The following is a 12427-nucleotide window of genomic DNA, read 5'->3' on the forward strand; positions in this document are numbered from 1 at the left end:
GCGCCTCAGAAGGCGTCGGCCGAGAGCGCCATCGTCGTGTCGGCGCCCGCCGAGATCCGCGCGAGCTGCGCGGCGGTCTCGGGCATCAGGCGCTCCATGTAGAAGCGGCCGACGACCAGCGTGTCCGCCATGCCGGGCGCGTCCTTCTTGGCGAGCGCGGCCTTGGCCATGCGGCCCCACATGTAGCCCATGGCGACGAGGCCGAAGAGGTGCATGTAGTCGGTCGCGCCGGCGCCGGCATTGTCGGGCTTGGCCATGGCGTTGTTCATGAACCACATCGTCGCCTGCTGGAGCCGCCCGAGCCCCTCCGCGAGCGGGCCGACGTAAGGCGCCATCTCCGGGTCGGCCTTGGCGCCCTCGCAGAAGGCGCCGACCTCCTGGAAGAAGCTCATCACCGCGCGCCCGCCGTCCTTGGCGAGCTTGCGGCCGACGAGGTCCATCGCCTGGATGCCGTTCGCGCCCTCGTAGATCATGGTGATGCGGGCGTCGCGGACGAATTGCGACATCCCCCATTCCTCGACATAGCCGTGGCCGCCGAACATCTGCTGGGCCTTGACCGCGTTGTCGAAGCCGAGATCGGTGAAGACGCCCTTCACGACCGGGGTGAGGAGCCCCATGAAGTCGTCCGCCGCCTGGCGCGCGGCCGGATCCGGCGAGCGGTGGCGCACGTCGGACTTCAGCGCCGTGTAGAGGATGAGCGCGCGCGCCGCCTCGTTGATCGCGCGGATCGTCATCAGCGTACGGCGCACGTCCGGATGGACGATGATCGGATCGGCCGGGCCGTCGGGGTTCTTCGGGCCGGTGAGCGCGCGGCCCTGGAGGCGGTCCTTCGCGTAGGCGACCGCGTTCTGATAGGCGACCTCGGAGATGGCGAGGCCCTGGACGCCCACCGCGAGGCGCGCCTCGTTCATCATCACGAACATCGCAGCGAGCCCGCGATTCTCCTCGCCGACGAGCCAGCCCTTGGCGCCGTCGTAATTCATCACGCAGGTGGCGTTGCCGTGGATGCCCATCTTGTGCTCGAGCGAGCCGCAGGAGACGGGGTTCTTCTCGCCGAGCGAGCCGTCCTCGTTCACGAGCACCTTCGGCACGACGAAGAGCGAGATGCCCTTGGTGCCGGCCGGCGCGCCCTCGATGCGGGCGAGGACGAGGTGGACGACGTTCTCGGTGAGGTCGTGGTCGCCCGCCGAGATGAAGATCTTCGTGCCGGTGATCGCGTAGGAGCCGTCCCCGTTCGGCACGGCCTTCGTCTTGATCATCCCGAGATCGGTGCCGCAATGGGGCTCGGTCAGGTTCATGGTGCCCGACCAGGAGCCGTCGATCATCTTCGGCAGATAGGTCTCCTTCTGCGCCTGCGACCCGTGCACGAGGAGCGCGGCGACCGCGCCCATGGTGAGGCCCGGATACATCGCGAGCGCGAGATTGGCCGAGGAGGCGAATTCCTGCATCACGGTGTTGACGGTGGACGGCAGGTTCTGGCCGCCGAATTCCTCCGGCACCGAAATGCCGAGCCAGCCGCCCTCGCAATAGGCGCGGTAGGCCGCCTTGAAGCTCTCGGGCGTCGTCACGCGGCCGTCCGCGTGGCGCGTGCAGCCCTGGACGTCTCCGTCGCGGTTCGTCGGCGCCCACTCGTTCTCGAAGAGCTTCGCGCCCTCCTCGAGGATCGCGACGAGCGTGTCCTCGCCCACGTCCGCGAAGCCCGGGAGATCGGCATAATCCGAGATCCGGAGCACGTCCTGCAGGATGAAGGCGGTGTTCGCGACGGGGGCCTTGTAGACCGGCATGGCGTCTCTCTCCTGTGGCGTCAGTTAGTTCACATATAAACTATACACGCTCGGGAGCCAAGCCCTCGCCCGCCCCGACCCGCGCGATCGTGATGAGGAGCGTCACGCCGGCGAGCCTGCATGATAAACGCGAGGTTGTCATCCCGGACGCCGAAGGCGATCCGGGACCCATACTCACGACCGGCGGGTCGCAGCCTGTCGGCTGCGTTTTTCTTCGACGATCGATGCTGCCGCGAGGTGCGGAGCGAGCGCGGCATGCGCGCGCGCTCGGACTTTTCGTCGAGGGTCCCGGGTCCGCTTCGCGGCCCAGGACGACAGCCGATGCGACGATCCCGCCGCGATGGGGGGCGGCGGGACCGGGTTTTTCCGACGATCGGCGCCTCAGAAGAGGCCGCGGACGCTCTGGGCGAGGTCGAGGGAGCCGTATTCCTCGCGCGCGTCGAGCGCGGCGAAGGCGTCGCGGTTCATGCCGTGGCGGACGCGCACCGTCGCGCCGACCGGCGTCTTCTCGTAGAGGTCGAGGGCGTCCTGGTTGAGCATGCGCACGCAGCCCGAGGACATCGCCTGACCGATCGACCAGGGCTCGTTGGTGCCGTGGATGCGGTAGAGCGTGTCGCGCCCGCCCTGGTGCAGGTAGAGCGCGCGGGCGCCGAGCGGATTGTCGAGGCCGCCCTCCATGTGCACGGGCAGCTCCGGCTGGCGGCGGCGCATCGAGGCCGGCGGGCGCCAATCGGGCCAGCGCGCCTTGCGGCCCACCGTCGCGGTGCCCGACCAGGAGAAGCCGTCGCGGCCCACCCCGATCCCGTAGCGGATCGCCCGGTTGCCGGGTCGGATCAGGAAGAGCTGGCGGGCGGAGGTGTCGACGAGGATCGTGCCCGGCCGCTCGCGCCCGTCGTAGCGCATGACGGTGCGGCGCAGATGGGCGGGGAGGCGATCGGGATCGACGAAGGGGATGTTATGGGGCCGGTCGGGAATGAAGCCGACATACCAGCCGTCGTGGACCTGGGCGTGGGCCTGTGTGGAGCCGAAGGGGTCGAGGCGAGCGGAGGCGACGAACGCCGCCGCCGCGCCCAAGAAGGTGCGGCGCGTGAGCATGGGGATCCTCGCGGGTCAGGGAATGCTCTTTTGTCGCCGAACCAAAGCGGACGCACCGGCTCAGGTTCCCTGGCCGGTGCGCGATCGTGGTCGAATAGGATTTCTCCCGATCCGCCGATGCGGCGGGCGGGGGCGGCTCAGCGGGCGCGCGGACGCCCGAGGCCCTGGAGCAGGTTGCCGACGAAGCTCGGCTCGGCGCCGCCGGCCGGCGTGGTGCGGGAGACGAAATCGAACACGACGCCGTCCTGCAGGCCGTACAGCGCCGTGCGCTCGACGCGCAGCTGTGGCGTGAAGTAGATCGCCGCGATCCGGCGGTCGACGATCTCCTGGCGCATGAAGGCCGCGCGCCGCACCATGGTCTGGCTGATGTAGTACCAGGATTGGTTTCCGACGGTCGAAACGGTCGACGGCGTGCCCATCAGCTCGAGCACCGCCTCGGCGCCGAGCCCGGGCCGAACCTGGGCGAAGGCGGCCTCGTCGAGGATGTAGCCGGCCTGGAACTCCTCGCTGATTCCGCCCATCGTGCAGGCGCCCGCGGCGCCGGCGAGGGCGACGGTCGCCGCGAGGCGCAGGAAGCCCCGGCGGGAAGGATGCTCGAGGTGGCTTCGTGAGGAAAGACGCATGGGGCGGGTCCGGCTCGGTGTCTGCGGCGCGAGGACGGCTTGCGCGCGCTGGGCGGTTTGGCGTACCCCGAACACGTGTCGTTTGGCAAGGCGCGAACGCCTGGAGGGCGCCCCGATGATCTTCCGCTTCTTCCGGCCCGACCCGAGCCGCGTCCTAATCGACACGCTCCTGACCCGCGTCGCCGTCGCCGCGCGCGCGCCCTGGCTCTACCGGGACATGGGGGTGCCCGACACCGTCGAGGGCCGCTTCGAATCCTATGCCCTGCATATGGTCCTGACGCTGCGCCACATGCGCACGCTGCCGGCGCCCGCCGACGACGCCGCCCAGGAACTCGTGGACGCCTATTTCAAGAGCCTCGATCACATGCTGCGCGAGATGGGCGTCGGCGATCTCGGCGTGCCCAAGCGCATGAAGAAGCTCGCCGAGGCCTTCTACGGCCGCGCCCGCACCTACGATCCGCTGCTCGATGCGAAGGACGCGCCGGGTCTCGCCCTCGCGCTCGGGCGCAACGTCGTCGGCGCGTCGGAACCCGCCCACCCGCTCGCCGCTTACGCGCTCGAGGCGCAGGCGCGCCTCGCCGCCCAGGATCTCGACGCGCTCTTCGCCGCCGGCCCCGATTTCCCGGCCGCGCCGCAGACGTTCTGACGAGGAGGCCAGCCATGACCGTCGAAACGCTTCCCCTGACCCGCCTCGTGCCCGTCGATCGCCTGCCCGCCAAGGGCGAGCGGGTCCGCATCGAGGCGAGCGAGGCGGAGCGCGAGGCGCTCGCCCGCGCGTTCGGCCTCCCCGCGGTGCACGCGCTCGTCGGCCGCTTCGAGCTCGAGGGCGGGGGCAAGCGCGTCGGCGTGACCGGCACCGTCGAGGGCCGCGTCACCCGCACCTGCGTCGTCACGCTCGAGCCCTTCGAGCAGGACGTCCACGAGACGGTCGAGGTCGATTTCGCGCCCGCGACCGCCCCCGTCGACGAGGCGGAGGCCGAGGCCCGCAAGCTCGATCCGCCCGACGAGATCGTCGACGGCAAGATCGACCTCGGCGCGCTCACCGCCGAGTTCCTGGCGCTCGGCCTCGACCCCTACCCGAAGAAGCCCGGCGTCGCCTTCGAGCCGATCGTGGACAGCGACGCGCAGAGCCCCTTCGCCAAGCTCAAGGGGCTCACGACAGGCGACGAGAAGGGCTGAGTGGAGACTTCGTCGGTCGATGGGGTGGTGTCATCCCGGGCCGCGAAGCGGACCCGGGACCCATACGCTCCACGATCGTTCGAGCGCGCATGCCGCGCTCGCTCCGCGACCGCACAGAATGTGCAGCACGGATCGTCGGCGATACGCAGCCTATAGGCTGCGAAATCAACGTCGTGCTTATGGGTCCCGGGTCCGCTTCGCGGCCCGGGATGACAAGGGCGGCAAACCTCGCCAAGCTTCGATCCGCGACCGAGGCGCCCGCCCGCTTTTCGCGCTGCCGCGACGAATTGCTGCGGGGCAGCACCGAATCGGGGTTATGCGGCGAAAGATCATACGTATGATCTTTCCATGCGTCGCACCCGCACCCTCCACCAGGATGCCGTCGAGCGGATCGCCACGGGCATCGTGGGCGGCCGCTACCGGCCCGGGGCGCCTCTCCCGACGGAGAGCGAGCTCGGCGAGGCGCTCGGCGTCTCGCGCACCGTAATCCGCGAGGCGATGCGCACGCTGGCGGCCAAGGGCATGGTGCGCGTGCGCCGCCGCCACGGCACCACGATCGAACCTCTCGACACCTGGAGCCTGTTCGATCCGCAGGTGATGGACTGGCGGCTCGAGGCGGGGCTGACGCGCGAATTCGCCGAGGACCTCGTGCGCTTCCGGCTCGGCCTGGAGCCCTTCGCCGCCGCGCTCTGCGCCGAGAACCCGGATTTCCCCGACGCGACCCTCGAGGACGCCTTCGCGCGGATGAGCGCGGCGGTCGAGGGGGAGGGCGACTACCATGCCGCCGATCTCGATTTCCACCGCACCATTCTCGACGGGACGCGCAACCAGTTCATGCGCCAGCTCGCGCCGATGCTGGACAACGCCCTGCGCGTCTCGATCCGGCTGTCGGTGATCGACATGGGCACCGCGCGGGGCTCGCTCCCGCTGCACCGAGCCGTCGCGGACGCGATCGTCGCCCGCGACCCCAAGGGCGCCGCAAGAGCGCTGACGAGCCTGATCGAGGCCGCGCGGGAGGACATCCGCGTGGCGCTGGAGCGGCGCGAGAGGAGGAGACGCAGCGATGCGCAAGGCGATCGACTGGCTGTTCCGACCACTTGAATTCGTCATCGTCGCGCTTCTGGTCGCGATGGTGGCGATGGTGTTCGGCAATGTCGTGCTGCGATACGGCTTCAACAGCGGCATCGTCATCTCGGAGGAGATGTCGCGCTATTTCTTCGTGTGGCTGACCTTCATCGGCGCGGTGATCACCTTCCGCGAGAACGCGCATATGGGCGTCGAGACCATGGTGCGCCTGTTCGGGCGGCGCGGGCGGCTCGTCTGCATGGCGCTCTCGAACCTGATCATCATCGGCTGCGCGGGCGTGTTCTTCTGGGGCACCTGGCTGCAGGCGCCGATCAACGCCACGATGCGCGCGCCGGTCTCCGGCATGCCGATGATCTGGGTCTACGGCATCGGCTTCTTCACCGGCGGCATGATCGCCCTCATCGCCGGCATCCGGCTCGCGCGCATTCTCCTCGGCCGCGTCACCGACGAGGAGGTGCGCGCCTTCGCCGGCGAGCATGTCGACGAGGTGACGACGGCGTCGGAGAACCCGTCCGCCACGGGGAGGCGCGCGCAATGACGATCGCGGTCTTCCTCGCCGCGCTGCTCGGCGCCATGGCGATCGGCGTGCCCGTCGCCTTCGCGCTGATCTTCACCGGCATCGTGCTCATGTTCCACATGGGCATCTTCAACACGCAGATCGTGGCGCAGAACATGATCTCGGGCGCCGACACGTTCACGCTGCTCGCGATCCCGTTCTTCCTCCTCGCCGGCGAGCTCATGAACGCGGGCGGGCTGTCGAAGCGCATCATCGCCTTCGCGGTCGCCTGCGTCGGGCACATCCGCGGGGGGCTCGGCATCGTCGCGGTGATCGCCGCGGTGATCATGGCCTCGCTCTCGGGCTCGGCCGCCGCCGACACCGCCGCGCTCGCCTCCATCCTCATTCCGATGATGCGCCAGGCGGGCTACAACGTGCCGCGCGCGGCCGGCCTGATGGCGTCGGGCGGCATCATCGCCCCGGTGATCCCGCCCTCGATCGCCTTCATCATCTTCGGGGTCGCCGCCAACGTCTCCATCACGCAGCTCTTCCTCGCGGGCATCGTGCCGGGCCTCCTGATGGCGGTCGCGCTCTGCATCACCTGGCTGATCGTCTCGCGCAAGGAGACGGTGGAGCCCCTGCCGCGCCAGCCCTGGTCGGAGCGGCTCAAGGCGACGGGGCGCGCGGGCTGGGCGCTGATGATGCCCGTGATCATCCTGGGCGGCATCCGCTTCGGCCTGTTCACGCCGACCGAGGCCGCCGTGGTCGCGGCCGTCTACGCCTTGTTCGTCGGCATGTTCATCTATCGCGAATTGAAGCCCGCCCAACTCTACGGCGTCTTCCTGCAGGCGGCGAAGACGACGTCGGTCGTGCTCTTCCTCGTCGCGGCGGCCCTCGTCTCGGCCTGGCTGATCACGAGCGCCAACATCCCAGCCGAGATCGGGGGCCTGATCCGGCCGCTGATGGACAATCCGAAGCTCCTGCTCTTCGTGATCATGCTCCTCGTGCTCGTGGTCGGCACCGCGCTCGACCTCGCGCCGACCATTCTCATCCTGTCGCCGGTGCTGATGCCGATCGTCCGCGAGGCGGGAATCGACCCCGTCTATTTCGGGGTGATCTTCGTCATGAACACCTGCATCGGTCTGATCACGCCGCCCGTCGGCATCGTCCTCAACGTGGTGAGCGGGGTCTCGCGCGTGCCGCTCGGCCAGGTGGTCTGGGGTATTCTCCCCTTCCTCCTGGCCCAGGTCTGCGTGCTGTTCCTGCTCGTCCTGTTCCCGGAGCTCGTCCTCACGCCCCTGCGCTGGCTGCGCTAGGGGCGCGAGCGAGAAGAAGAAACCGACGTCACAAACGCAAACGGAGGAAACTCATGCAAAAGACCGTTCTCACAGCCGCCGCCGCGATCCTTCTCGCCGGCATCGCGCTTCCCGCCTCGGCCGAGATCCGCGACCGCAACATCCGCGTCTCGAACGGCGTCAACGCCGATCACCCGGTCGGCAACGGCATCTCCGTCATGAACGCCTGCATGCAGGAGCGTTCCGACGGCCGGATGCAGCTCACCGCCTTCTGGGGCGGCGCGCTCGGCGGCGATCTGCAGGCGACGCAGGCGCTGCGCTCGGGCACCCAGGAGATGGTCGTCACCTCCTCCTCGCCGCTGGTCGGCATCCTGCCCGCGCTCGGCGTGTTCGACCTGCCGTTCCTCTTCGCCAACGCGCAGGAGGCCGACGCCATTCTCGACGGCGATTTCGGCGACTTCATCAACGACATGCTCCCCGACCTCGGCCTCGTCAATCTCGCCTACTGGGAGAACGGCTTCCGCAACCTCACGAACTCGGTTCGTCCGGTGGAGCGGTGGGAGGATCTCGACGGCATGCGCGTGCGCGTCATGCAGAACAACATCTTCCTCGACACCTTCCAGAACATGGGCGCGAACGCCACGCCGATGGCCTTCGGCGAGGTCTTCACCGCGCTCGAGACGCGCGCCATCGACGCGCAGGAGAACCCCTTCGTGACGATCGACACCTCGAAATTCTACGAGGTGCAGAGCTATCTCTCGATCACCAACCACGCCTACACGCCGTTCATGGTGCTGTTCTCGAAGCCGATCTGGGACACCTATTCGGAGGCCGAGCAGGAGATCCTGCGCGATTGCGCGATCCTCGGGCGCGACGCGCAGCGCGCGGCGAGCCGCGAGCTCTCCGATCAGTCGCTCGCGCGCATTCGCGAGGCGGGCATGCGGGTGAACGAGATCTCGCCCGATCAGCAGCAGCGCATGGTCGAGCGCGCCCAGCCGGTCTACGAGCGCCACGCCGAGCAGATCGGCCCCGACGTCGTCGCCCGCATCCAGGAAGAGCTCGCGACCTTGCGCGGGCAGTGAGGCGACCGCACCCCCTCTCCGCCGCGAGGCGGGGAGGGGGGTCCGATCGGTGTCATCCCCGGCCGGAGCCGCGAAGCGGCGCAGGGAATGGGGACCCAGCACGAAGACGCGTGCGGAGCACGCTATCGTGCCGCCGACCAGGCGGCTGGTCGGCGCCGCGAGCGCTTGCTGCGCAAGCGATTTCTTGCGCTGGGTCCCCTTTCCTTGCGGTCGCTTCGCGACCTCCAGCCGGGGATGACACACCTGAGCCACACGCAGCGAGCCGAACCCCATGCGCGTCACCGCCCTCGAGACGATCCGCCTCGGCGAGTTCCCGAACCTGATCTTCGTGCGCGTCCACACCGACGAGGGCCTCGTCGGGCTCGGCGAGACCTTCATGGGGGCGGCGGCGGTGGAGGCCTATCTCCACGAGAGCGTGGCGCCCAAGCTGATCGGGCGCGATCCGCTCCAGATCGAGGCGATCAACCGCGATCTCCTCGGCTATCTCGGCTGGCGGGGCGCGGGCGTGGAGACGCGGGGGAACTCGGCCGTCGACATCGCGCTCTGGGACCTGTTCGCCAAGGCGCTCGGCGTGCCGCTCTGCGTGGCGCTCGGCGGGCGCTCGCGCGAATCGATCCGTACCTACAATACCTGCGCGGGCTATCGCTACGTGCGGGACGCGCGGGCGCAGACGGTGGCGAATTGGGGACGCGGCGGGAAGGCCGGGCCCTACGAGGATCTCGACGCCTTCCTCGACGACGCGGGCACGCTCGCGCAATCGCTGCTCGACGAGGGCATCCGCGCGATGAAGATCTGGCCCTTCGACATCGCCGCCGAGCGCTCGGGCGGGCTCGACATCTCCCCCGAGGAATTGCGCAAGGCGCTCGAGCCCTTCGAGAAGATCCGCCGCACGGTGGGGGACGCCATGGATGTCATGGTCGAGTTCCACTCGCTCTGGTCGCTGCCCGCCGCCCAGCGGATCGCCCGCGCGCTCGCGCCCTACGAGACCTATTGGCACGAGGATCCGGTGCGGATGGACAGTCTCGAGACCTTGAAGGCCTACGCCCCGCACTCGCGCGCCATGGTCTGCGCCTCCGAGACGCTCGCCTATCCGCACGCCTTTCGCGATTATCTCGCGACCGGGATCGCGGGGGTGGCCATGCTCGATCTGTCCTGGTGCGGGGGCATCTCGGAGGCGCGCAAGATCGCCGCGCTCGCGGAAGCCCACCAGATCCCGGTCGCGCCGCACGATTGCACGGGGCCGGTCGTGTTCATGGCCTCCTGCCATTTCTCCATGCACGCACGAAATGCCCTCGTGCAGGAGAGCGTGCGGGCGTTCTATACGGGCTGGTACACCGAGCTCGTGACGGCGCTGCCGCGGATCGAGCGCGGCGAGATCGCGGTCGGCGAGGCGCCCGGGCACGGCACCGAGCTCCTGCCGGGCCTCGAGCGCCGCGCCGACGCCATCGTGCGCACGAGCCGGGCCGATTGAGGGTCGCCGATCGATGTCCGCCGCCGCAGCACGCTACCTCTCGACGCCGAGCGCGAGGCTTGGCATCGCGATCATGCTGTTCGCCATGTTCCTGTTCGCGGCGAACGACGTGCTCGGCAAATGGCTGGTGGCGACCTATTCGGTCGGCCAGGTCCTCCTGATCCGCTCGATCGCGGCGCTGATCATCCTCGCGCCCTTCCTGTGGATGATGGGGCCGCGCAAGCTCCTCGTCGTCGAGCGGCCGGGGCTGCAGGCCCTGCGCGTCGGGCTGTCGACGGCGGAGGTGTTCTGCTTCTACGCCGCCGTGATCTGGCTGCCGCTCGCGGACGTGATGACCTATTGGCTCGCCGCCCCCATCTACGTCGCCGCGGTCTCGCCCTTCCTGCTCGGCGAGAAGGTCGGCTGGCGGCGCTGGACCGCGATCGCGATCGGATTCGTCGGGGTGACCGTCGCGCTCGAGCCCTCCGCCGCGACGCTCACCGCGCCCGCCTTCATCTCGATCGTCGGCAGCCTGTGCTTTGCGGGCATGATCGTCCTCTCGCGCACCCTGCGCGGCACGCCGGACACGACCCTCGTCTTCTGGCAGACGATGGGCGCGCTCGCCGCCGGAATCGCGACCGCGGGCTTCGGCTGGGTGACGCCGACGGCGATCGATTTCACGCTCCTCGCGCTTCTCGGCGTCGTCTCGATGGCGGGGCATGTCTGCGTCAACCGCTCGCTCAAGCTCGCCGACGCGGCGACCGTCGTGCCCTACCAGTACACGCTCCTGTTCTGGGCGATCGTCCTCGGCTTCCTCGTCTTCGGCGACGTGCCGCGCACCGCGATGCTGATCGGCGCGGCGATCATCGTGGGGGCCGGCTTGTTCATCTTCTTCCGCGAGCGGGCGGTGGCGAAGAAGGCGGCGGCGAATCCCTCCCCGTAGGGGAGGGTGGCCTCGCGAGCGAGGCGAGCGAGGTCGGGTGGGGCCCGACGCTTGCAGGATGATCTCCGCGCCACGGGCCCCACCCGGCCCTTCTCGCTGACGCTCGAAGGTCCACCCTCCCCTGCGGGGAGGGATGCTACGCCCCCTGCGCGGCGGCGCGCTCCACCGGCTTCTCCACGATCGGCAGGTTGATCAGCGCGGACGCGACGCCGAGCGCCACCGACAGCCACCAGACGAGCGCGTAGCCGCCCGTCGTCTCGTAGAGCACGCCGCCGAGATAGACGCCGATGAAGCCGCCGAGCTGGTGGGAGAAGAAGGCGAAGCCGTAGAGCATCGCCATGTAGCGCGTGCCGAACATCACCATCACGAGCGCCGAGGTCGGCGGCACGGTCGAGAGCCAGAGGAGGCCGATCGTCGCGCCGAAGACGAGGGCGGTGAGCGGGCTCGCGGGCAGGAGCACGAAGGCGGCGATGGCGATCGCGCGGCCGAGATAGATCCAGGCCAGCAGATAGCGCTTGGGCATGCGCGTCGAGAGGAAGCCCGCGCCGAGCGAGCCGGCCGCGTTGAAGAGCCCGATCAGCGCGAGCGTCCAGCCGCCGATCGAGGCGGAGAGGCCGGCATCCTTCAGGTACGCCGGCAGATGCGCGGTGATGAAGGCGAGCTGGAAGCCGCAGGTGAAGAAGCCCGCGACGAGGAGCACGTAGGAGCGGTGTCGGAACGCTTCCGCGAGCGCCTGCGGGATCGATTGCGCCGGGCCCATCCCGGCCGGGGCGGAGGCGCCGCCGGTGCCGCGCGTCGCGAGCGCGAGCGAGAGCGGCAGGACGAGGGCGAGGCTCACCGCGAACCAGACGAGCGCCCCCTGCCAGCCGACGGAGCCGATCAGCGCGTTGCCGATCGGCGGGAACAGGAATTGCCCGAAGGAGCCCGCCGCCGTGCCCGCGCCGAACGCCATCGGGCGCCATTCCTCCGGCAGGAGCTTGCCGAAGGCGCCGAGCACGAGGTTGAACGAGCAGCCGGCGAGCCCGAGCCCGATCAGCACGCCCGCGCCCGTGTGCAGCACGAGCGGCGTCGAGGCGTAGGCCATCACCACGAGGCCCGCGGCATAGAGGATTGCGCCGATCACGAGCACGCGGACCGTGCCGAAGCGGTCGGCGATCGCACCCGCGAAGGGCTGGCCGATGCCCCACAGGAGGTTCTGCAGCGCGATCGCGAGCCCGAACGTGTCGCGCCCGAAACCGAGATCCGTCGTCATCGGCACCTGGAACAGACCCGCCGAGGCGCGCGGGCCGAAGGTGACGAGCGCGATCAGACAGCCGGCGAGGACGACGATCTCGGGGGCGATCGCAGGACGGGGTGCGGCGGGAGCGGACATGATATCAGGGTCTCGACGGAAA

General features: G+C 69.5%; 12 protein-coding genes. 8 read left to right on the forward strand and 4 right to left on the reverse strand.

Annotated elements, in window-relative coordinates; all coding sequences use genetic code 11:
- Positions 1 to 5: 5 nt before the first annotated feature.
- From ACK4UM_RS06245 to ACK4UM_RS06255, 3 genes are all read right to left on the reverse strand, one after another.
- Positions 6 to 1784 carry an acyl-CoA dehydrogenase C-terminal domain-containing protein gene (locus ACK4UM_RS06245; RefSeq protein WP_409796934.1) on the reverse strand — a complete coding sequence of 593 codons (1779 nt, stop codon included), beginning with the start codon at positions 1782 to 1784 and terminating at the stop codon, positions 6 to 8.
- 381 nt (positions 1785 to 2165) lie between these two features.
- On the reverse strand, positions 2166 to 2879 hold the full coding sequence (locus ACK4UM_RS06250) for a L,D-transpeptidase (protein ID WP_409796936.1): 714 nt from the start codon (positions 2877 to 2879) through the stop codon (positions 2166 to 2168).
- A 137-nt stretch (positions 2880 to 3016) separates the two neighbouring features.
- A complete protein-coding gene (locus tag ACK4UM_RS06255; RefSeq protein ID WP_409796938.1) occupies positions 3017 to 3502 on the reverse strand; it encodes an outer membrane protein assembly factor BamE in 486 nt (161 codons plus the stop codon).
- Between the two features lie 115 nt (positions 3503 to 3617).
- Here ACK4UM_RS06255 and ACK4UM_RS06260 point away from each other — a divergent pair, with 115 nt between their 5' ends.
- The 8 genes from ACK4UM_RS06260 (at position 3618) to ACK4UM_RS06295 (ending at position 11033) form a co-directional block, all read left to right on the forward strand.
- Positions 3618 to 4148, forward strand: a complete 531-nt coding sequence (locus ACK4UM_RS06260; RefSeq protein WP_409796940.1) for a ubiquinol-cytochrome C chaperone family protein — start codon at positions 3618 to 3620, stop codon at positions 4146 to 4148.
- Positions 4149 to 4162: 14 nt separating this feature from the next.
- On the forward strand, positions 4163 to 4681 hold the full coding sequence (locus ACK4UM_RS06265; RefSeq protein ID WP_409796942.1) for a YceD family protein: 519 nt from the start codon (positions 4163 to 4165) through the stop codon (positions 4679 to 4681).
- A 348-nt stretch (positions 4682 to 5029) separates the two neighbouring features.
- Positions 5030 to 5782 carry a FadR/GntR family transcriptional regulator gene (locus ACK4UM_RS06270; RefSeq protein ID WP_409796944.1) on the forward strand — a complete coding sequence of 251 codons (753 nt, stop codon included), beginning with the start codon at positions 5030 to 5032 and terminating at the stop codon, positions 5780 to 5782.
- Positions 5745 to 6305: a TRAP transporter small permease gene (locus ACK4UM_RS06275; protein ID WP_409796946.1), complete on the forward strand. Its 561-nt coding sequence runs from the start codon at positions 5745 to 5747 to the stop codon at positions 6303 to 6305. Before ACK4UM_RS06270 ends, ACK4UM_RS06275 begins: the two co-directional genes overlap by 38 nt.
- Positions 6302 to 7579, forward strand: a complete 1278-nt coding sequence (locus ACK4UM_RS06280) for a TRAP transporter large permease (RefSeq protein WP_409796947.1) — start codon at positions 6302 to 6304, stop codon at positions 7577 to 7579. The genes ACK4UM_RS06275 and ACK4UM_RS06280 overlap by 4 nt, the downstream gene beginning before the upstream one ends.
- 53 nt (positions 7580 to 7632) lie before the next feature.
- Positions 7633 to 8640, forward strand: coding sequence for a TRAP transporter substrate-binding protein (locus ACK4UM_RS06285; RefSeq protein ID WP_409796949.1), 1008 nt, complete (start codon positions 7633 to 7635; stop codon positions 8638 to 8640).
- 271 nt (positions 8641 to 8911) lie between these two features.
- The gene (locus tag ACK4UM_RS06290; protein WP_409796951.1) at positions 8912 to 10111 is read left to right on the forward strand and encodes a mandelate racemase/muconate lactonizing enzyme family protein; all 1200 of its coding nucleotides are present in this window, start codon (positions 8912 to 8914) and stop codon (positions 10109 to 10111) included.
- A gap of 13 nt (positions 10112 to 10124) precedes the next feature.
- Positions 10125 to 11033 (forward strand): DMT family transporter, encoded by a 909-nt coding sequence (locus ACK4UM_RS06295; RefSeq protein WP_409796953.1) that lies wholly within the window; start codon positions 10125 to 10127, stop codon positions 11031 to 11033.
- Positions 11034 to 11169: 136 nt separating this feature from the next.
- Here ACK4UM_RS06295 and ACK4UM_RS06300 read toward each other — a convergent pair whose 3' ends face one another.
- Positions 11170 to 12405 (reverse strand): MFS transporter, encoded by a 1236-nt coding sequence (locus ACK4UM_RS06300; protein ID WP_409796955.1) that lies wholly within the window; start codon positions 12403 to 12405, stop codon positions 11170 to 11172.
- Positions 12406 to 12427 lie beyond the last annotated feature (22 nt).

The sequence above is a fragment of the Salinarimonas sp. genome (assembly GCF_046292825.1).
Lineage (GTDB): Bacteria > Pseudomonadota > Alphaproteobacteria > Rhizobiales > Beijerinckiaceae > Salinarimonas.